Origin of the sequence: Amorphus orientalis (assembly GCF_030814015.1) — a bacterium.
In the GTDB taxonomy this organism is placed as follows: domain Bacteria; phylum Pseudomonadota; class Alphaproteobacteria; order Rhizobiales; family Amorphaceae; genus Amorphus; species Amorphus orientalis.
On record NZ_JAUSUL010000002.1, the window covers coordinates 574,021 to 594,301 of the forward strand.

General features: G+C 67.1%; 18 protein-coding genes. 12 read left to right on the top strand and 6 right to left on the bottom strand.

Features of this window, described 5'->3' with window-relative positions:
* Positions 1–134 precede the first annotated feature (134 nt).
* Complete coding sequence (locus tag J2S73_RS10435; protein WP_306885462.1) at positions 135–455, top strand: 2Fe-2S iron-sulfur cluster-binding protein; 321 nt, start codon at positions 135–137, stop codon at positions 453–455.
* A gap of 166 nt (positions 456–621) precedes the next feature.
* On the opposite strand, the gene J2S73_RS10440 is transcribed toward J2S73_RS10435, so the two are convergent.
* Positions 622–2,295, bottom strand: a complete 1,674-nt coding sequence (locus J2S73_RS10440) for an electron transfer flavoprotein-ubiquinone oxidoreductase (RefSeq protein ID WP_306885463.1) — start codon at positions 2,293–2,295, stop codon at positions 622–624.
* Positions 2,296–2,461: 166 nt separating this feature from the next.
* Between J2S73_RS10440 and J2S73_RS10445 the strand changes: the two genes are divergently transcribed.
* The 5 genes from J2S73_RS10445 to J2S73_RS10465 all read left to right on the top strand — a co-directional run bounded on the left by J2S73_RS10445 (position 2,462) and on the right by J2S73_RS10465 (position 7,183).
* Positions 2,462–3,301, top strand: a complete 840-nt coding sequence (locus tag J2S73_RS10445; protein ID WP_306886299.1) for a uracil-DNA glycosylase — start codon at positions 2,462–2,464, stop codon at positions 3,299–3,301.
* A 211-nt stretch (positions 3,302–3,512) separates the two neighbouring features.
* Positions 3,513–4,913, top strand: coding sequence for a cytochrome ubiquinol oxidase subunit I (locus J2S73_RS10450; protein WP_306885464.1), 1,401 nt, complete (start codon positions 3,513–3,515; stop codon positions 4,911–4,913).
* A 4-nt stretch (positions 4,914–4,917) separates the two neighbouring features.
* A complete protein-coding gene (gene cydB, locus J2S73_RS10455) occupies positions 4,918–5,922 on the top strand; it encodes a cytochrome d ubiquinol oxidase subunit II (protein ID WP_306885465.1) in 1,005 nt (334 codons plus the stop codon).
* Between the two features lie 138 nt (positions 5,923–6,060).
* Positions 6,061–6,909 carry a S49 family peptidase gene (locus tag J2S73_RS10460; RefSeq protein ID WP_306885466.1) on the top strand — a complete coding sequence of 283 codons (849 nt, stop codon included), beginning with the start codon at positions 6,061–6,063 and terminating at the stop codon, positions 6,907–6,909.
* An 85-nt stretch (positions 6,910–6,994) separates the two neighbouring features.
* A complete protein-coding gene (locus J2S73_RS10465; protein WP_306885467.1) occupies positions 6,995–7,183 on the top strand; it encodes a hypothetical protein in 189 nt (62 codons plus the stop codon).
* 122 nt (positions 7,184–7,305) lie between these two features.
* Here the strand turns inward: J2S73_RS10465 and J2S73_RS10470 are convergent, their stop codons facing one another.
* Positions 7,306–7,746, bottom strand: coding sequence for a hypothetical protein (locus tag J2S73_RS10470; protein WP_306885468.1), 441 nt, complete (start codon positions 7,744–7,746; stop codon positions 7,306–7,308).
* 438 nt (positions 7,747–8,184) lie between these two features.
* Here J2S73_RS10470 and J2S73_RS10475 point away from each other — a divergent pair, with 438 nt between their 5' ends.
* On the top strand, positions 8,185–9,138 hold the full coding sequence (locus J2S73_RS10475) for a glycine--tRNA ligase subunit alpha (protein WP_306885469.1): 954 nt from the start codon (positions 8,185–8,187) through the stop codon (positions 9,136–9,138).
* A gap of 20 nt (positions 9,139–9,158) precedes the next feature.
* Here the strand turns inward: J2S73_RS10475 and J2S73_RS10480 are convergent, their stop codons facing one another.
* On the bottom strand, positions 9,159–10,052 hold the full coding sequence (locus J2S73_RS10480; protein WP_306885470.1) for a LysR family transcriptional regulator: 894 nt from the start codon (positions 10,050–10,052) through the stop codon (positions 9,159–9,161).
* Positions 10,053–10,142: 90 nt separating this feature from the next.
* On the opposite strand from J2S73_RS10480, the gene J2S73_RS10485 reads away from it, so the two are divergent.
* Complete coding sequence (locus tag J2S73_RS10485; protein WP_306885471.1) at positions 10,143–11,135, top strand: NAD-dependent epimerase/dehydratase family protein; 993 nt, start codon at positions 10,143–10,145, stop codon at positions 11,133–11,135.
* A gap of 36 nt (positions 11,136–11,171) precedes the next feature.
* Here the strand turns inward: J2S73_RS10485 and J2S73_RS10490 are convergent, their stop codons facing one another.
* Positions 11,172–12,161, bottom strand: coding sequence for an OmpA family protein (locus tag J2S73_RS10490; protein ID WP_306885472.1), 990 nt, complete (start codon positions 12,159–12,161; stop codon positions 11,172–11,174).
* A gap of 195 nt (positions 12,162–12,356) precedes the next feature.
* Between J2S73_RS10490 and glyS the strand changes: the two genes are divergently transcribed.
* The 3 genes from glyS to J2S73_RS10505 all read left to right on the top strand — a co-directional run bounded on the left by glyS (position 12,357) and on the right by J2S73_RS10505 (position 16,647).
* Positions 12,357–14,501 carry a glycine--tRNA ligase subunit beta gene (glyS, locus tag J2S73_RS10495; RefSeq protein WP_306885473.1) on the top strand — a complete coding sequence of 715 codons (2,145 nt, stop codon included), beginning with the start codon at positions 12,357–12,359 and terminating at the stop codon, positions 14,499–14,501.
* A 619-nt stretch (positions 14,502–15,120) separates the two neighbouring features.
* Positions 15,121–15,528 (top strand): VOC family protein, encoded by a 408-nt coding sequence (locus tag J2S73_RS10500; RefSeq protein WP_306885474.1) that lies wholly within the window; start codon positions 15,121–15,123, stop codon positions 15,526–15,528.
* Between the two features lie 105 nt (positions 15,529–15,633).
* The gene (locus tag J2S73_RS10505) at positions 15,634–16,647 is read left to right on the top strand and encodes a methyltransferase (protein ID WP_306885475.1); all 1,014 of its coding nucleotides are present in this window, start codon (positions 15,634–15,636) and stop codon (positions 16,645–16,647) included.
* Between the two features lie 271 nt (positions 16,648–16,918).
* Here the strand turns inward: J2S73_RS10505 and J2S73_RS10510 are convergent, their stop codons facing one another.
* Together J2S73_RS10510 and purB are read right to left on the bottom strand one after the other, a co-directional pair.
* Complete coding sequence (locus J2S73_RS10510) at positions 16,919–17,470, bottom strand: RBBP9/YdeN family alpha/beta hydrolase (RefSeq protein WP_306885476.1); 552 nt, start codon at positions 17,468–17,470, stop codon at positions 16,919–16,921.
* Entirely contained in the window at positions 17,467–18,786 is a 1,320-nt protein-coding gene (purB, locus tag J2S73_RS10515; RefSeq protein WP_306885477.1) for an adenylosuccinate lyase, read from the bottom strand. The genes J2S73_RS10510 and purB overlap by 4 nt, the downstream gene beginning before the upstream one ends.
* A gap of 184 nt (positions 18,787–18,970) precedes the next feature.
* On the opposite strand from purB, the gene J2S73_RS10520 reads away from it, so the two are divergent.
* The gene (locus J2S73_RS10520; protein ID WP_306885478.1) at positions 18,971–20,221 is read left to right on the top strand and encodes an NAD(P)/FAD-dependent oxidoreductase; all 1,251 of its coding nucleotides are present in this window, start codon (positions 18,971–18,973) and stop codon (positions 20,219–20,221) included.
* Positions 20,222–20,281: the final 60 nt, after the last annotated feature.

The following is a 20,281-nucleotide window of genomic DNA, read 5'->3' on the forward strand; positions in this document are numbered from 1 at the left end:
GCGAGTGAGACGGACCGCTGGCGAAAATGCGGCGGCAACATGGCGCGGCTATTCAAGTCGCCCGGACTTGACGTGGGGTGGCAACTCGATATGTCGGGCGGGACGTTTCGATAACAGTTCGAAATTGGGATCAGATGGCGAAGATCACTTACATTACCGCAGACGACGAGACCTTCGAGGTCAACGCGGAACCCGGATCCACGGTGATGGAGAACGCCGTGCGCAACATGGTGCCCGGTATCGAGGCCGAGTGCGGCGGCGCGTGCGCGTGCGCGACCTGTCACGTCTACGTGGACGAGGCCTGGACGGAGAAGACCGGGTCGCCCTCCGAAATGGAGGAGGACATGCTGGATTTCGCCTACGACGTGCAGCCGAATTCGCGCCTGTCGTGCCAGATCAGGGTGTCGGACGAGCTGAATGGACTCGTCGTCCGCGTGCCCGAACGCCAGGCCTGACGAGCCTTAGCACGAAATGCCCGGCCCCGGCTTCGCACCTCACCCGGCACTTCAATTTGTCAGTATATATATTTGAAAAATAACGACTTTGCCGGATTTAAGGGCATTCCCATCCGGTGATCGATCGAACGGGCCGTCCAGCCGGACGGCCCGTTTTCGTTTCCGCCTACATGTTCGGGTAGTTCGGTCCGCCGCCGCCTTCCGGCACGGTCCAGACAATGTTCTGGTTCGGGTCCTTGATGTCGCACGTCTTGCAGTGGACGCAGTTCTGCGCGTTGATCACGAAGCGCGGATCGCTGTCCTGATCGACCCATTCGTACACGCCGGCCGGGCAGTAGCGCTGAGACGGGCCGGCATAGGTCTTCCACTCCGACTCCTTCTGCAGCGCCATGTCCTGCACCTTGAGGTGGGTCGGCTGGTCTTCCTCGTGATTGGTGTTGGACAAGAAGACCGACGACAGACGGTCGAACGAGATCACGCCGTCCGGCTTGGGATAGGTGATCGGCTTGCACTCCTCCGCCGGCCTGGTGGAGGCGGCGTCGGTCTTGCCGTGGGACAGGGTGCCGAACGGGGACACCCCGATCAGTGACTGCATCCACATGTCCAGGCCGCCGAGCGCCACGCCGACCGCCGTGCCGAAGCGGGACCACAGCGGTTTCACGTTGCGGACCCGCCACAGATCCTTGCCGATCTCCGAGCTGCGCCAGGCCGCGTCGTAGCCCTCGATCTCGTCGTTGGCGCGGCCCTCGGCCAGTGCCGAATGCACGTGTTCGGCCGCCAGCATTCCCGACAGCATCGCGTTGTGGGAGCCCTTGATGCGCGGCACGTTCACGAAGCCGGCCGAGCAGCCGATCAGGGCGCCGCCGGGGAAGGTGAGCTTGGGCACCGACTGGTATCCGCCCTCGGTGATGGCCCGGGCGCCGTAGGACAGGCGCTTGCCGCCCTCGAAGGTTTCCGCGATCGCCGGATGGGTCTTGAAGCGCTGAAACTCCTCGAACGGGTTCAGGTACGGGTTCTCGTAGTTCAGGTGAACCACGAAGCCCACGGCGACCTGATTGTCTTCGAGGTGATAGAGAAACGACCCGCCGCCGGTCTTGTTGCCAAGCGGCCAGCCGAACGAATGCTGGACGAGGCCCTGGCGGTGCTTTTCGGGGGCGATCTGCCAGAGTTCCTTGAGTCCGATGCCGAATTTCGGCGGGTCCCGGCCTTCATCCAGGTCGAACTTGGAGATCGCCATCTTCGCCAGCGACCCGCGCACGCCTTCGGCGATCAGCACGTACTTGCCGCGCAGCTCCATGCCGGGCGTGTAGCTGGCCTTGCGGTCGCCGTCCTTGCCGATGCCCATGTCGCCGGTCGCCACGCCGACGACGGCTCCGGCGTCGTCATAGAGAAGCTCCGCGGCGGCGAAACCCGGATAGATTTCCACGCCGAGCGCTTCCGCCTTTTCGCCCAGCCAGCGGCACACATTGCCCAGCGAAACCACGTAGTTGCCGTGGTTCGACATCAGCCCGGGCATGAACATGTTGGGCAGCCGGACGCTGCCACTTGGACCGAGATACAGGAAATGGTCGTCGGTCACGGCCGTCTTGATGGGGGTATCTTCGTTGCGCCACTCGGGCAGCAGCCTGTCGAGGCCGATCGGATCGATGACCGCGCCGGAGAGGATGTGGGCGCCGACTTCGGACCCTTTTTCGAGTACGACCACGGAGAGTTCGGATCCGGATTCCTCGGCGAGCTGTCGCAGACGGATCGCCGCGGACAGGCCGGCCGGCCCTGCGCCCACGATGACCACGTCGTACTCCATGCTTTCGCGTTCGACGGCTGCGTCACTCTCGCTCATACCCATCCTCTGTCTGTTCACGCTCTGGCGGCGCACACTGAATTGATAGCAGTTCCAGGATACTTGCATCACCCCTTTGTGCCGTGAACACTGCGGCTTGGGGTCGACGTGGATAATGCTTCTGGCGCATTCTGGTTCTGCGACGAAGCGCGGAGGCGAAGGTTTGATCGACGGGGCTGGCGTGGATCGGAAAGCGCTCGAGGCGCTGTTCGGATGGTATGAGGCCATCGGCGTCGATGCCGTTGTCCTCGATGCGCCGGTCGATCGCTTCCGTGCGCCGAGCCCCGCCGCACCCTCCATCGATCGGCGCTCGCCAACCCGCTTGCCGGCGGGAGAAGCACCGCCGGCCGCACCGCTCGCCGCGCCTTCCGTATCGGGAGAGCGGTCGCGCGGGAGCGAGGTGGACGAGGTGATGCAGGCCCGGGCCGAGGCGGCGCGAGCGGCCACGCTGGAGGACCTTCACCGGATTCTGGACCAGTTCGAGGGCTGCGCTCTGAGGCAGACGGCCCGCCAACTCGTCTTTTCCGACGGCAATCCGGCCGGTCGACTGATGCTGATCGGTGAGGCGCCGGGGCGGGAGGAGGACGCCCAGGGCAAGCCGTTCGTGGGCCGCTCCGGCCAGCTGCTCGACAGGATGCTGGCGGCCATCGGCCTCGACCGCTCCACCGCCTACATCGCCAACGTCGTACCATGGCGGCCGCCCGGCAATCGCACCCCGAGCCCGCTGGAAACGGAAATCTGCAAGCCCTTCATCGCGCGCCAGATCGAGCTGGCCGAGCCGGACGTGCTCGTCTTTCTGGGCGGGGCGGCCGCGAAGGCGATCACCGGTTCCACCGAGGGCATCCTGCGCGCCCGTGGCAAGTGGTCGACCTATCGCGCCGGCGGCCGCGAGATCGCCTGCATGGCGACCCTGCACCCGGCCTATCTGCTGCGGCAGCCGGCACAGAAACGTCTTGCCTGGCGCGACTTTCTCGCCATCCGCAATCGCCTTGAGGGGGCTGAATGAGGGGAAGATCCGAGGCGCAGATCGTGTCGCACGAGCGCTACAAATTGCCTCTAGGACGATTCCACATATCGTCCGTTGAGCACGATGGCTGTATCCGGGTGGGCATGCCGACGACGGTCCGGGGCCGGTCGGAGGAGCACTCGATCCAGATCAATGCAAGTCGCTTCCGACATGAATATCGTGGCGGCCTGTTTCAGGAGGACCTGTGACGATGGATTTTGATCCCGTCTTGCTCTCGCGAATCCAGTTCGCCTTCACAGTCACGTTTCACATCATCTTCCCTTCCTTCACGATTGGTCTGGCCGCCTGGATCGCCACGCTCGAAGGGATGTGGCTGTGGTCGAAAAACGAGCGCTACCATAAGCTTGCTCGTTTCTGGACGAAGATCTTCGCCGTGTCGTTCGGCATGGGCGTCGTCTCCGGCGTGGTCCTCAGCTACCAGTTCGGCACAAACTGGAGCGAATATTCCCGCGTGGTCGGCAACGTGGTCGCTCCGCTGATCGGCTACGAGGTTCTGACCGCCTTCTTCCTCGAGGCCACGTTCCTCGGCATCATGCTGTTCGGCTGGAACCGGGTTCCGCCGTGGCTGCACTTCACCGCGTCGGTGCTGGTCGCGCTCGGAACCGCGATGTCCGCCTTCTGGATCCTTTCGGCGAACTCCTGGATGCAGTATCCAGTCGGCTACTCCATGCAGAACGGCGTAGCGGTGCCGGAAGACTGGCTTGAGATCATCTTCTCACCGACGTTCCCGACCCGGTTCGCCCACATGCTGACGGCGGCCTACATCACCACGGCCTTCGTGGTGCTGGCCGCGGGGGCGCGCTACTGGCTGCAGGGGCGCCACATCGATCACGCCGAGACGATGATCAAGATGGCGCTGGGTCTCCTGATCGTGCTGGTTCCGCTGCAGATGGAGTTCGGCGATCAGAGCGGCATGAAGGTCGCCGAGTACCAGCCGACCAAGGTGGCCGCCATGGAGGCCCATTGGGACGGCAACGAATCGCCGGTTCCGTTCGTGTTGTTCGCGTGGCCGAACGAGGAGACGGAATCCAACGACTTCGCCATCACCATCCCGCACGTGGCGAGCATGCTGATCACCCGCACGTGGGACGGCAAGTTCCCGGGCCTGAAGGACGTTCCGGCGGAAGACCGGCCGCCGGTCGCGCCCGTCTTCTTTTCGTTCCGCATCATGGTCGGGCTCGGTCTGATCATGCTGGCGACGGTGGTGGTCGGCGCGGTGCTGTGGTGGCGGCGGCGTCTCTTCTCCACCGGTCTCTACCTGAAGACCGTCTCCTATATGTGGCCGATCGGCTTCCTGGCGATCGTCGCCGGCTGGTACACAACTGAGATCGGACGACAGCCCTGGGTGGTGCACGGGGTGCTGAGAACCGCCGACGCGGTGTCGCCGGTGCCGGGCGGTTCCGTGGCGACGACGCTGGCACTGTTCGTCATCGTCTACGGGATCGTGTTCTCGTTCGGCATCTACTACATCAACCGGCTCCTTCGGCGCGGTCCGGAGCCGACCGGCGAAGGCTCGTCCGAAAGCTCGGCCCGCCGGCCGATCTCCTTCGCCCACGACGCCGGCCGCGACGCGATCCAGCCAGGGGAGTAAGACGATGGAACACTATCTTCCGGTGATCTGGGGAGGGTTGATCGGCACCGCCATCACCCTCTACGTGCTCCTCGACGGGTTCGATCTCGGCGTCGGGATCCTCTTTCCCTTCGGCAAGTCGGAGGCCGAACGCGACCACATGATGAACTCGGTCGCCCCGTTCTGGGACGGCAACGAGACCTGGCTCATCCTCGGCGGCGGCGGGCTGTGGGTCGCCTTTCCCAGCGCCTACGCGATCATCATGCCGGCGATGTATATCCCGGTGATCCTGATGCTCCTGGGGCTGATATTCCGGGGTGTCGCGTTCGAGTTCCGCTTCGTGTCGAAGCCGCATCACCGCCTGTGGGACTTCGCCTTCGCGGCCGGATCCATCGTCGCGGCGTTCTGCCAGGGCCTCGTTCTCGGCGGGGTCCTCAGCGGCATCGACGTGGTCGACGGCAAGTTCGCCGGCGGTCCGTTCGACTTCCTGTCGCCTTTCGGCATCATGTGCGGCTTCGGGATGATCGTCGGCTACGCACTGCTCGGCTCCACCTGGCTGATGGTCCGCATCGAGGGCGGCGTCGCCGACAGGGCCCGCAAGTGGGCCTTTCCCGCGCTGGTTCTGCTTCTCGCGTTCATCGTGGCCGTGTCGATCTGGACGCCGCTGATCCATCCGCACATCGCCGATCGCTGGTTCTCGGCGCCGAACATCTACGTCCTGTGGCTGGTGCCGGTGGTGACTGCGCTCGTCGCCCTGTTCGCGATGCGAAAGATCGATGGGCACCATCCGCTCAGCGCCTTCGCGGCGTCGGTGGCGCTGTTCCTGCTGTGCTTCCTCGGCCTCGGGATCTCGACCTTCCCGTACATGGTCCCGCCGACGCTGACCGTCTGGGACACGGCCGCGGTGCCCGCCAGCCAGCTCTTCACCCTGTTCGGGGTGCTGGTGATGTTGCCGATCATCCTTCTGTACACGGCGTTCGTGTACTGGACGTTCCGGGGCAAGCTGCAGCCGGGCGAGGGCTACCACTAGCTGCGATCGAATTCGGTGCTCGATCGAGCACCGAATCTGCAAGGATCGGGGGAGCGCGCATTGTCCTGATGCGCGCTCCTTCTCATATCTGGGCCATTGCAGACGGCTTTTGCCGCGCCCATGCCGAAAGGTCCTATCGTGCTCGACAGCGTCCGCGCTCTTCTCCCCAAAAGATGGTCCCGCAAGGTTCCGGTGGTTCCCATCGTCCGGGTGTCCGGGGCGATAGGCCTGTCCACGCCGCTGCGGCCAGGGGTGACGATGGCGAGCCTGGCGCACGTGCTGGAGCGTGCCTTCTCGATAAAACGCGCGCCGGCGGTGGCCATCCTGATCAATTCGCCCGGCGGCTCGCCGGTGCAGTCGCATCTGATCTACAAGCGCATTCGGGCGCTGGCGGAAGAGAAGGAAAAACGCGTCCTGGTCTTCGTCGAGGACGTCTGCGCCTCCGGCGGCTACATGATCGCGGCGGCGGGCGACGAGATCTATGTCGATCAGAGCTCCATCGTCGGCTCGATCGGCGTCGTCTCTCAGGGCTTCGGGTTCGTCGGGCTGATCGACAAGCTCGGCATCGAGCGGCGGGTCTACACGTCCGGTGACCGCAAGGCGATCCTCGATCCCTTCAAGCCCGAGCGCGAGGAGGACATCGCCCATCTCCTCAATCTGCAGGAAGAGGTCCACGCCGAATTCCGCGATCTGGTCAAGGCGCGCCGGGGCGATCTCCTGTCCGACGACGACGATGTCTTCTCCGGGCTGTTCTGGACCGGACGCACGGCGGTTTCGCTCGGCCTTGCCGACGGCATCGGCGATGCCCGCACCCTGATCAGGGAACGCTATGGCGACGAGACGATCCTCAAGGTGGTGTCGGCGCCGCGTTCCATGCCGTTCCGGCGGCCGCCCCCCGGCGTTTCGTTTCCCGATACCTCCGGGCTCGGCCGCGACATCGTCTCCACGCTGGAGGAACGCGCGCTCTGGGCCCGGTACGGTTTGTAGCGCGCGCCGCATTGGCGGGGCCGGGCGCTGATCCTATATCGAATGTTCGGCGCGACGGATCTCGCGCGGTCAATGGGAGATCGGGATGCCTCAACTGGTGTTCTTGGCACTGGCGGCCGGCGCGGCCTATGTGGGCTCGCGGTGGATGAAACGCGAAATGGCGCGTGTCGACAAGCGCATGCGTCCCGCGCGCGCCGACGATGCGGAACGCGGCCGGCGGCTCCAGCAGGATCCGGAGACAGGCATCTATCGCCCGGAGCGGATCGGCCAGTAGGCCTGCCCTTGCTCCAAGGCGGGACCATCGCAGAACCCGCGGCAAGGTGCGAAGCGGGCGGTTGAAGGCCTGGGGCCGCCCGACTTCCTTGCTGTTTGCTCTCCGGCATCGATCTCCATCCGTCACCGCAGGGGCCGGACCACCCCGTTGCACTTGCGGTAGACCACCACCGCTCCGTTGGGCAGATAGTCGTAGGTCCGGTAGCACGGGTCGGTCTCCGACAGGCGCGTGCGCGGGGCCCTCGGCCGGACCGGCTTGACCGGCCGGATGGGCTTCACGCTCGTGACCTTGCCCGGACCGCCTCCGCCCTTGCCACTGTAGGCACCGCCGCCGGTGCCTCCGCCGCCGCGTTCGATGTAGCTGTTGGGATCGGCACAGCCGGTGCACACGATGACCGGTGCGCCACCACCGGTGCCGGCGCTGGCACCGGCAGTGGCACCTCCGTTGCCTCCGCGTCCGCCGTTTCCTCCGGTGGACTGGGCGAGCGCGGTGGTCGCGCCGAACAGGAGGGCGCCGGCCACGAGACCGGCCCCGACGAGGGTGAAGCGCTTAGGGGTCGACATGGTGTTCTCCTCTGTCTGAATTGGTGCGCCCGGCCGCGTCTGCCTGCGGCGGAGCGGTCGGTGCGAACGACCCGTCAGAGGGAAGGCGGATGTCCGGCCGGGACCGAACCGCGAGATGGCGTGAGGAAAAGGCGGCTCTGCGGCCTTTGCCGAAGGATCCCAGCAAGGGCAGGGTGACGGCCACGATCGTTTCCTGCGTCATCTTCTCGTCTCCCGCTCGGTCGGGCGTCACGCGCCGACACCAGGGAGATTGGACGCGCAGGATCGGCTCCAAAGAGGCAGGCCGGGGCCAGGCAGCAGGTCTGTGACGCAGGCCACGCCCAATGCGACCGGCCGTGATGATGGTCACACGCTTGACCGCGGCGGGGCCGGCTGGAATACACCGGGCCGACACAGCCGTCGGCTCCGCCGGCGCAAGCGACCGACCGAAAGCAGCCGATGACCGACAAGCCCGACACCGATCCCCTGTCGCCCCGCACCTCGTTCCAGGGGCTGATCCTGACGCTGCAGCAGTTCTGGGCGGCACAGGGCTGCGTCGTGCTGCAGCCCTACGACATGGAGGTCGGCGCCGGCACATTCCATCCGGCGACCACGCTCCGCGCGCTGGGTCCGCGGCCCTGGAAGGCGGCCTATGTGCAGCCGTCCCGGCGGCCCACCGACGGGCGCTACGGCGAGAACCCGAACCGCTATCAGCACTACTACCAGTTCCAGGTGATCCTGAAGCCGAGCCCGCCGGACCTGCAGGCGCTCTATCTGGCCAGCCTGGAGGCGATCGGCGTCGACATGGCGCTCCACGACGTGCGGTTCGTGGAGGACGACTGGGAAAGCCCGACGCTCGGCGCCTGGGGGCTCGGCTGGGAGTGCTGGTGCGACGGGATGGAAGTCTCCCAGTTCACCTATTTCCAGCAGGTGGCGGGCTTCGAGTGCGCCCCGGTGGCCGGCGAACTGACCTACGGTCTGGAGCGCCTCGCCATGTACGTGCAGGGCGTCGACAATTTCCGAGACATCAACTTCAACGGCCGCGACGGCGCCGAGCGGACCACCTACGGCGACGTCTTCCTGCAGGCCGAGCGGGAATATTCCCGGCACAATTTCGAGCACGCCGACACGGAGAAGCTGCTGCAGCATTTCCGCGACGCCGAGGAGGAGTGCCATGCGCTCGTCGCCGCCGGCTGGACCGGGGAGGGCGACAGCCGCCGCCACCTGATGGCCCAGCCCGCCTACGACCAGTGCATCAAGGCGAGCCACCTGTTCAATCTGCTTGATGCGCGCGGCGTGATCTCGGTGACAGAGCGGCAGAGCTACATCCTGCGGGTGCGGGCGCTGGCCCGGGCCTGCGGCGAGGCGTGGCTTGCAACGGAAGCCGGCGGCGCGGAGCCGATCCCGGCCTGATCAGGCCCGTCTGAGCGGCGTCACCTCCGGTCCACGATCGCGCCCAGGCCGTCGACGAGCCCGTCGAACACGGCGCGGCAGCGCGCGCTTGTGCGCAGGTCCTCGTGCATGACCACCCAGACCTCGAGATCGATCGAGAGCGCGTCGGGGAGAAGGTGCACCAGCTCCGGATCCCGGCGCGCGACCGCGCACTGGCAGACCCCGATGCCGAAGCCGGCGCGGATCGCGGCCAGCTGCGCCACGTCGTTGTCAGCCCGGAACGCGAATGCCGACCGCGAGAGTTCGGGAAAGCGCTCCACGATGCCCCGGATTGCCGGGGTCTCCACGTCGTAGCCGATCAGGTCGTGGTCGCGGAGATCGGCGAGCGTCCGCGGCGGCGTGCGATCGGCCAGATAGGCCTTGTGGGCGTGCAGGCCCAGCGCCAGCGTTCCGATGCGCCGGGCGACCAGCGCCTGCTGGGTCGGCCGGACCATGCGCACGGCCACGTCCGCCTTGCGCTGGGCCAGATCGTCCACCGTGTTCGACAGCGACAGTTCCAGTGTCAGCCGGGGATGGGCGCGGCGGATCCGTGTCAGGATCCCGGGCAGGTGCTCCATCCCGACCACCTCGCTGGCGCTGATGCGCACCGTGCCGGAGACGTCGTCACTGCCGCCGTGCGCGGTGCGCAGAAGGGCGGCAGACGTCGAGCCGAGCAGCTCCGCATAGGGCGCGAGTTCGAGCGCCAGATCGGTCGGGGACAGGCCGCGCTGGGTCCGCACGAAGAGGGCGGCGCCCAGCGAGGCTTCGAGCGCATCGATGTGCCGCGCCACCGTCGGCTGGGTGAGACCGAGCGCCCGTGCCGCTCCCGAGAGCGAGCCTTCCCTGAGAACGGCGGCGAAGGTCCGGTAGAGATCCCAGCTCGGTTCAGTGCTCATATATTTCCGTATATCAAGGGCACGAATAACGACAATACCGTTTAGCCGCCTGATCCGCCATCGCTGTTCCGTCGATGTCAGGAGGACGAAATGGACGGACGGACGGCTTTGGTGTTGGGCGCGAGCGGCGGCATCGGGGGCGAGGTGGCGGCGCGGCTCGCCATGGCGGACTGGCATGTGCGGGGCCTGGTCCGCGATCCGGCGCGGGTGGATCGGGCGCTGCCGCTGGAATGGATCGCCGGCGACGCCCTCGCGGCGGACGATGTGCGGCGGGCCGCCCGCGGCGCGGACCTGATCGTGCACGCCGTCAATCCGGCGGGCTACCGCAACTGGAGCCGGCTTGTCCTGCCGATGATCAACAACACGATCGCTGCCGCGGCCGAGACCCGCGCGCGCATCCTGCTGCCGGGAACGGTCTACAACTATGGCCCAGACGCGCTGGATGCTCCGCAAGAGACGTCGCCGCAGAACCCGGTGACCCGGAAAGGCCGGATCCGTGCGGAACTGGAGCGTCGGCTCGAGGTGGCCGCCTATAACGGTCGGGCACGGGTCCTGATCGTGCGCAGCGGCGACTATTTCGGTCCCCGGGCGCGCAACAACTGGTTCGGTCAGGTGATGGTCACGCCCGGTCGCCGCCCGAAGGCGATCACCTATCCCGGACGAACGGGCGTCGGCCACCAGTGGGCCTACATTCCCGACGTGGCGGAAACGATGGTCCGGCTCGCGGAACGCGATGGTCTCGACGACTTCGCCGCCTTCCACATGGAAGGGCACTGGGATGCCGATGGCACCCGGATGGTCGAGGCGATCCGGTCCGTGCTCGGTGATCCGGATCTCCCGGTGAAGAAGCTGCCGTGGCGGCTCATGCGGCTGGCCTCGCCGGCGGTGCCGCTGTTCCGGGAGATCGGCGAGATCCGCTATCTCTGGGAGCGGCCGGTCCGGCTCACCAACGATCGGCTGGTGGCCACCCTTGGTGCCGAGCCGCGCACGCCGCTTCCGGATGCGGTGCGCGCTTCGCTCAGGGGGCTCGGCTGTCTGGAGCCGGCGGCGGCGGACGCCGTTCGGGCGGTATCCGCCGCCTAGAGAATGTTGCGATCGAAAGGGACATGCTTTCGAAGGTCATTCCTGCCGATAGATCTCCACGATCTCGACCCGCCGGTTCTTGGCCCGACCGTCTTCCGTCCGGTTGGAGGCGACCGGCGCCATCATGCCGGCGCCGGCGGCCGTCATCCGGCCCTGATCGATCCCGTAGCCGGATGACAGGCGGGCGGCGACGGCCTGAGCCCGGGCCTGGGAGAGCTCGAGATTGTAGCCCATGGATCCTTGTCCGTCGGTATGGCCGACGATCAGGATCTCCATCTCGGGATTGTCGCTCAGAAGGGCGCCGAGCTGGTCGATCTGCGGCTGTGACTCGGGCTTCAGGTCGGCTTTGTCGAAGTCGAACTGGATGCCGTAGATCGCGATCCGGCCGTCCCGGGCGATGGCCTGCTCCATCTCGCTGGCTTCCACGACGGTGATCTTGTCGGTTTCCATCGCCTCGCCTTCGACGATGGTGGCGGCGATCTGCGGTTCGCGTGCGAGATTGCCCCCGGTTTCGACCGCAAGCAGACCGATCGTGTCCTTCTGGCCGCCTTCGGTGCGCTGCGCCAGCATGTAGATCGATGTGTTCCAGTTGGTGGTGAGGCCGATCTTGCCGCGGCCGGCATCCCAGATATCCGCGAGGCTGCCCTCGGCGCACTCCGCCTCGCGGCAGAAATACCGGATCTCGAAGCCCTTTTGCTCGAGCGCCTTCTGGTAGTTCCGCATCACCTCGAGCGGCGATCGCCCGGGAGGCCCCTCGAACCGGATCCGGGTGACGCGGCCGGACAGGTCGATCTGCCAGGAACCGGGATCCTTGACGTTGGCGCGGGTGATCTTCGCGGCCGGCAGGCGGAGCTCGTCATAGGCCGTCTGCGTGTAGTAGGTGATGGTCGCCCCCTCGTAGCGCCCCAGCAGCGGATGGTCCTTCGCGCCCTCCACATCCTGAGCCATCGCATGGGGCACGAGCGCCGCGAGAAACGCGGCCGTCGCAAGGGCGGTACGGGCAGGCCCGGCAAGCGTCGGTGTCATGGTAGTCCTCCTCCACGGATCCCCGATCCCCACCGCCCGGTCACTCCGCAGGGGAGTTGAGGCGGCAAAAGCGGCGTCTGCGAGGCGGGACGCCGGTGAGCCTCTGGCCTCGCAGGTCAACTCGGTTTATGTCCGGCGCCAGGGATCGGCTGTGTTGCCGGTCACGTTTCCGCTTCCAGCACATCGTGTCCATCCATGCCCGAACTCCTGCTCGAACTCTTCTCCGAGGAAATTCCCGCGCGCATGCAGCGCCGCGCCGCCGACGACCTGCGCTCCCTCGTGACCAACGGTCTCGTGGACGCGGGTCTCGTCTACGAGGGCGCGATGGCGACGGCGACGCCGCGCCGGCTGTGTCTGCACGTCATGGGGCTGCCCGGCCGTTCACCGGAAAAGTCGGAGCTGCGCAAGGGGCCGCGCGTCGGCGCGCCGGAAAAGGCGCTGGAGGGCTTCCTGCGGGCGGCGGGGCTCGCCTCCGTCGACGAGGCGGAAATCGTCAGCGATCCCAAGAAGGGCGATTTCTATCAGGCCCGGATCGTGACCCCGGGCCGCGACGCCACCGAGGTGATCGCGGAGCTGATGCCCGAGGTTGTGCGCAAGTTCCCCTGGCCGAAATCCATGCGCTGGGGGGCGGCGTCGTCCGAGCCCGGATCGCTGCGCTGGGTGCGGCCGCTGCATTCGATCGTCTGCACCTTCGGGACCGAGAACGAGGAGCCGGAGGTGATCCGGTTCGAGGTCGGCGACATCACCTCGGGCGATCAGACGTACGGCCACCGTTTTCTGGCTCCGGCGCCGATCACGGTGCGGCGGATGGACGACTACGTCGCCAAGCTGGAGGCGGCGAAGGTCGTGCTGGATCTCGACCGGCGCAAGGCGATCATCGAGCACGACGCCAAGGACCGCGCGCTCGCGCTCAATGCCGAGCTGGTCGAGGATGCGGGCCTGCTTGAAGAGGTCGCCGGGCTGGTCGAGTGGCCGGTAGTGCTGGTCGGCCGGTTCGACGAGAAATTCCTGGCGCTGCCGGACGAGGTGATCCGGCTCACCATCCGCGAGAACCAGAAGTGTTTCGTGCTGCGCGATGCGGCGAGCGGCAGCCTGACCAACGCCTTCGTGCTGACCTCCAACATCGAGGCCCCCGACAATGGGGTCCAGATCGTGGCCGGCAACGAGCGGGTCGTGCGGGCGCGCCTGTCGGACGCGGAATTCTTCTGGAAGACCGATCTCGCGACCCCGCTCGCCAGGCACGCGGAAAAGCTCGCATCCGTCACCTTCCACGAGCGTCTGGGCAGCCAGGCGGAGCGCGTGGAACGGCTGGCGGCGCTGGCGAAGGCGCTGGCTCCGATCGTCGGCGCCGATCCGGAACAGGCCGAACAGGCCGCCCGCCTCGCCAAGGCCGATCTCGTCACCGGCATGGTCGGCGAGTTCCCGGAGCTGCAGGGCTATGTCGGCCGCCGCTACGCCGAGGCCCAAGGCGTCGATCCGGCCATCGCGGCTGCGATCGAGGAACACTACAAGCCGGTCGGCCCGTCCGACAGCGTGCCGACCGCGCCGGTCTCGATTGCCGTGGCGCTCGCCGACAAGCTCGACCTGCTGGTGTCGTTCTGGGCGCTCGACGAGAAGCCGACCGGCTCCAAGGACCCGTACGCGCTGCGCCGTGCGGCGCTGGGCGTCATCCGGATCGTCCTGGAGAACGGGCTGCGGCTGCGGTTGGCCGAGATGCTCTCCGACCCGGTTGCGAGCCTGCTCGCCATCGCCGGCGATGGATCTCCTGCGCCGGGTTCGGCCGGCAACGCCGAGGCGGTCGACAACCTGACGGACGATCTTCTTTCCTTCTTCATCGACCGGCTGAAGGTCCAGCTCCGCGACCAGGGCGCGCGCCACGATCTTGTCGATGCCGTGTTGGAGGGTGAAGGCGCCTCAGATGATCTGGTGCTGATCGTGCGCCGGATCGAGGCGCTGACGGCATTCCTTGGGACCGAGGACGGCGGCAACCTGCTGGCCGGCTACAAGCGCGCCGCCAACATCCTGCGGGCGGAGGAAAAGAAGGACGGCCGCACGTTCGAGGGCGCACCGGACCCGGCCCTGTTCCAGGAAGCGGAGGAGAGGGCGCTTTCCGAGGCCGTCGACGCCGCCCGCGCCAAGGCGTCAGCGGCCGTCGCAGCGGAGGATTTCGAGGCCGCCATGGAGGCGCTCTCCACGCTCCGCGCGCCGGTCGACGCTTTCTTCGACACCATCCTCGTCAACGCCGACGACCCGGCCGTGCGCGAGAACCGGCTGAAGCTTCTGAGCGCCATCCCGGCCGCCACCGCCGCCGTCGCCGACTTTTCCAAGATCGGCGGCTGAGCATATCCCAGGAAAAGTGGGCACCGGTTTTCCGTCCGGGATTTGCGGGGTGGAAAGCCAAATCCCAGGAAAAGTGGGCACCGGTTTTCCGTCCGGGATTTGCGGTGAAGGCTTTGCTGGGGAATGGAGAAAAGCCGCGGCGCCACACCCATCCCCCGCTCATTCCGGCGAAAGCCGGAATCCAGGGCCATGCGGGCGGCTTGGGAGAAACCCGCCTTGGACCCCGGCTTTCGCCCGGGTGAGCGGATGTCGAAGTCGAAAATGCCCGTCGCTGCGCTGTGCGCCTCGTAACCGGCCGGCGTGCGGGCGCGCGGTGTTGGGGGCAGGATGGAAAGGCCCCATGCAAGGGGAGTCGCGGCGCCCGCCCCAATTTCCGCTCACTCCCGCGAAGGCGGGAGTCCAGGGCGGCACGATGCGGATGCTGCGGTCCGTGGCCCTAGGCCCGGCGTCCGCCGGACTGGACCGAGTACGACACGCACCCCGAACGTTCATCCGACGTCCGTTGCCGGCGCCCGTTCCACCCGCAAAACGCCCTCTGACCCGGCTTCGTCCGCGCCTCTAGGATGGTGCAAACAATCATCCTGCCGGAGACCGGACGGCAGCGAACGGAGGGTCCCTCATGCCGCGCCTGCGCCACTTCGCCATCGTCGTTCGCGACCTCGACCGGATGACGGAGTTCTACAAATCCGTCTTCGGCCTTGAGTTCATCGATTCGGAGACGATTGGCACGGGCACTGCCAACTATCTGAGCGACGGCGTGGTGAACCTCGCGCTGCTGCACTTCTCCGACAAGTCGGAGGAAGAGCTCGACCGGATGGCCGGGCTGAACCATTTCGGCATCCAGGTCGACGACGTGGCCGAGTACGAGAAGCGGGTCGAGGCGGCCGGCGGCCGGTTCTTCTTCGAGCTCACCGGCTCCAAGAAGGGCAACGCCGAACGCAAATACAAGGACCCGGAAGGCGTCGTTTTCGACATCTCCGCCCATGGCTGGGTCGGAACCGACGGCCGAATCGAGCCTTCGGAATAAGAGCTTAGCCGGGTTTTCTCGGGTTTTTGCACTGCAACAGTGGCCGTGGGCGTCGCAAACGGGCTATCCTTGTCCCGGAAACGACAACTGCGACAAAGGCCCCCGATGACCCTTCTCACCTCCGCCGAAGAAATCTCCGACATCGCGTTCGGCTTCATGGGCTCCAAGGCCCTGTTTGCCGCGCTGCATTTCGGGGTGTTCACCCACCTGTCCACGGGGGCGAAGACTGCGGAAGAGGTCGCTGACGCGTCGGGGCTGCCCGCCGAGCGCGCCCGCACGCTGCTGACGGCGCTGGCATCCCTGAGCCTGGTGTCCGTCGACGAGGGCCGCTTCGCCAATTCTCCGGCGGCGACCGCATTTCTGGTGAAGGGCGCCAAATATGATTTCGGCGACTATCTCCGGCTTCAGGTCGACCGGCAGATGTACGGCCTGCTCGACCAGATCGAGCCGGCGCTCGCCAACCGCCTGCCGGACGACGCCACCGGCAGCTATGCCGACTGGTTCTCCGATCCCGAGCAGGCGCGGGTCTATTCCGAAAGCCAGCACGCCGGCTCGCTCGGCCCGGCCCGGGGGCTCGCCAAGACGGTGGACCTCAGGAAGGCGAAGACGCTGCTCGATGTCGGCGGTGGCACCGGTGCCTTCGCCATCACGCTGTGCAAGGCGAACCCGAACCTGTCCGCGACCGTGGTGGATTTCCCCAACGTCGCCGCGCTCGGCCGCGCCTATGTCGCCGATGCGGGGCTGTCCGACCGGATCGCCTACGTCGACGGCGATGCACTGAAGACCGAGTGGCCGATGGCGCAGGACGCCATCCTGATGTCCTATCTCTTTTCCGGCGTCCCGGGAGAAAGCCATGAAGGGCTGATCGCCCGGGCCTTCGACACGCTGACGCCGGGCGGCCACATCCTGCTGCACGATTTCATCGTCGAGGCGGAGCGGACCGGGCCGAAGCTCGCCGCCCTCTGGCAGCTCCAGCACACGGCCTTCACGCCGACCGCCCGCAGCCTCGACAACGAATGGCTTGCCCGGGCGTTCGCCGACGCCGGCTTCGAGGACGTCGAGGTCCGCCCGATGATCCCGGGCATGACCATGCTGGCCGTCGGCCGCAAGCCGAGCTGAGCCGGTCCCGCTTGTCCGGGGCCTCACGAGCGCGGGCCCGCGAGACAATCGGGAGCATCTCTACCCGCTCATTCCGGCGAAAGCCGGAATCCAGGGCCACGAATGGTAGCCTCTGAGATCTTCTGCCCTGGACCCCGGCTTTCGCCGGGGTGAGCGGAGGCTGGGGCTGTCCGCCGGCCGAAGGCCGCCCGCCCGGAGCCGGTGAGCGGAGCGAACTCGGCGTGAGGGAAAACGACGGAAAACCGGTCCCCACTTTTCCCGGGATTTTGCTCTAGCCGATCCGCTTCATCAGCATGGCGAAGCGCAACAGCCCTTCCGGCCAGGGGCCGTGGCCGCTTTCATCGTTGAGGTGGCCCGCGTCGCCCGCATCGATCAGCAGCGAGCCCCAGCTCGCGGCGAATTCCTCCGCCCGCTCGTAGTCGCACCAGACGTCGTTGCGGCTGGCCACCACCATGGAGGGAAAGGGCAGCGGATCGCGGGGAAGGGGGCCGAACGGGCGTACCTCCTCCGGCATGTCGTCGCGCTCCAGGTCCGGCACCGCGACGAGAAAGGCACCGGCGACGCCCGGAAGCCCGGTTTCCTTCGCCGCCTGAACGGCCAGCACCGTCCCGAGCGAATGGGCGATCAGCACCACCGGCCGCTTCGCCTCGGCGACTTCGCGGGAGAGTTTTTCGGTCCACTCCGCCCGGTCCGGGGCCTCCGGGTCGGAGGGATCGACCCGGCGCGCCGTCGTCAGCTTGTCCACCCAGCGCGCGTACCAGTGGTTCGGCGTGCCGCCGCCGAGGCCCGGAAGGATCAGGAGCTCGGCGCTCGCGGCCTTCATCGTGCGGCAGCCTCCGGCCCGAACACGCGCGCGAAGATGGTGTCGACATGCGCAAGATGGTGGTCGAGGTCGAACAGGCTGTCGATCGTCTCGGGCGAGAGCGCCCTGGTGACCTCGCCGTCGGCCTTGAGCAACTCCTTGAAGTCGCCGCCCTGTTGCCAGACGGGCATGGCGTTGCGCTGGACGAGCCGGTAGGCGTCTTCGCGCGACACGCCGGCCTGGGTCAGCGCCAGGAGAACGCGCTGGGAGTGGACGAGCCCGCCCAGCCGGTCGAGGTTGGCCTGCATCCTCTCGGGATAGATCAGCAGCTTGTCGACCACGCCGGTCAGACGGGCGAGGGCGAAGTCCAGCGTCACCGTCGCATCCGGCCCGATCATGCGCTCCACCGAGGAATGCGAGATGTCGCGCTCGTGCCAGAGCGCCACGTTCTCCATGGCCGGCAGCGCGTAGGAGCGCACCATCCGGGCGAGCCCGGTCAGGTTCTCCGACAGCACCGGGTTGCGCTTGTGGGGCATCGCCGACGAGCCCTTCTGGCCCTCGGAGAAGAATTCCTCCGCCTCCAGCACCTCGGTGCGCTGAAGGTGACGGACTTCCGTGGCCAGCCGCTCCACCGACGAGGCGATCACGGCGAGCGTGGCGAAATAGGCCGCATGCCGGTCGCGCGGGATCACCTGGGTGGAGACCGGTTCCGGCTTCAGGCCGAGCTTTTCGGCGACGTAGGCCTCGACCGTCGGGCTGATGTTGGCGAACGTTCCCACCGCGCCGGAAATGGCGCAGGTCGCCACTTCCTCGCGCGCGGCCACGAGGCGCGCCCGGCAGCGGTCGAACTCGGCGTAGGCCTGGGCCAGCTTGAGGCCGAACGTGGTCGGCTCGGCGTGGATGCCGTGGCTGCGCCCGATCGTGGGCGTGAATTTGTGCTCGAAGGCGCGGCGCTTGAGGGCGGCCAGCAGTGCGTCGAGGTCGGCGAGCAGAAGATCGGCGGCGCGGACGAGCTGCACGTTGAAGCAGGTGTCGAGCACGTCGGACGAGGTCATGCCCTGGTGAACGAAGCGGGCTTCCGGTCCGACGATTTCCGCCAGATGGGTCAGGAACGCGATGACGTCGTGCTTCACCTCGCGCTCGATCTCGTCGATCCGCGCGACATCGAAGGTGGCGTTGCCGGCACGCTCCCAGACTTTGTCGATCGCTTCCTTCGGGATGACGCCTTCGGCCGCCAGCGCCTCGCCGGCGTAGGCCTCGATCTCGAACCAGATGCGGAACTTCGTCTCGGGCGACCAGATCTCGGTCATTTCGGGTCGGGAATAGCGCGGGATCATGGTGGCTCGATGTCTCCGAAGGAAAGGTATGCCGGGCCATAGCAAAGCGGTGCGGCGGGGACAATCGAGGAACGCGCGTTCGCGCCCGCGCGCGGATTTGACGCCGGGCGGGTTGCGATGGGCTTTTTCCTGACGAACTATGGATAAAGGGACGGGAAACGACACACCGGGGGACCGAATTCCGATGATCGAACGCGCGGACGTCATTGTCCTCGGGGCCGGCATCGTCGGCATCTCGACGGCGATTCACCTCCAGGAGCGCGGGCGGTCGGTTCTCCTCGTCGAACGACGCGCACCGGGGGAGGAGACATCCTACGGAAATGCGGGGGTGATCGAGCGCGAGAGCCTGGTCCCGGTGACCGTTCCGCGCCGGCTGTCGGACCTCATCCCGTTCGCGCTCAACCGGAAGGTCGCCGCCCACTACCGGCTGGCCGACCTGCCACGCTTTCTGCCCTGGCTGAACAGTCTGAGCCGCAATTCCGCCCCCGCCGCCGTCGATCGCTATGCGGCCGCATCCGATGCGCTGAGCCGGGAAGCCGCCCGGGAGCATCACCGTCTGGCGGGGCCGTCCGGGGTCGAGCCGCTGTTTCGCAAGACCGGCTGGCTGAGGCTCTTCCGCTCGCCGCAGAGTTTCGCCGCCGCCCAGACCGCCCATCTGGCCCGCGCCAAACGGTACGCGCTGCCCTTCGATATCCTCACGCCGGAAGAAGCCGGCGACATCGAGCCCCACCTGTCCCCGGCCTTCTACCGGGCGGTGCTCTGGCCGGAAACGGAAAGCGTGGCCAGCCCCGGCCGTGTCACCAAGAGCTACGCCGAGCACTTCGTCGGCATCGGCGGCCATTACATGAAGACCGAGGCGCGCGCGATCCGTCCGCTTTCCGACGGCGGCTTCGAGATCGAGACGGGCGGGGCGCCGCTCCATGCCGGCCAGGTCGTCGTGGCCCTCGGGCCGTGGTCGATGGATCTTCTGGGGCCGCTGGGCTACCGCATGCCGCTCGCGCCGAAGCGCGGCTATCACCGCCATTACCGGCCCCAGGGCAACGCCAGCCTCGGCCGCCCGGTCGTCGATATGGACAACGGCTACGCGATCACCCCGATGCTCGATGGCATCCGGATCACGAGCGGGATCGAATTCGCCGATCGGGATGCGCCGCCGACGCCGGTCCAGCTTGCCCGGGCCGAACCGCTCGCCCGCGAGCTGTTTCCCTTGGGCGAGCCGGTGGAGGAAAAGCCCTGGATGGGGGCGCGGCCGTGCTTTCCCGATTCCCTTCCGGCCATCGGCGAAGCGCCCCGGCACAAGGGGCTCTGGTTCAATTTCGGCCACGGCCATCTGGGCTTCACCCAGGGGCCGATCTCCGGGCGGTTGCTTGCCGAGCTGATGACGTGGTCGAGCCCGTGCGTCGATCCGGCTCCCTATTCACCGGCGCGGTTCTGAGCAACGCCAGCGAAAGTGGGCACCGGTTTCGCGTCCAGGATTTGCTCCAACCTCCGGTCG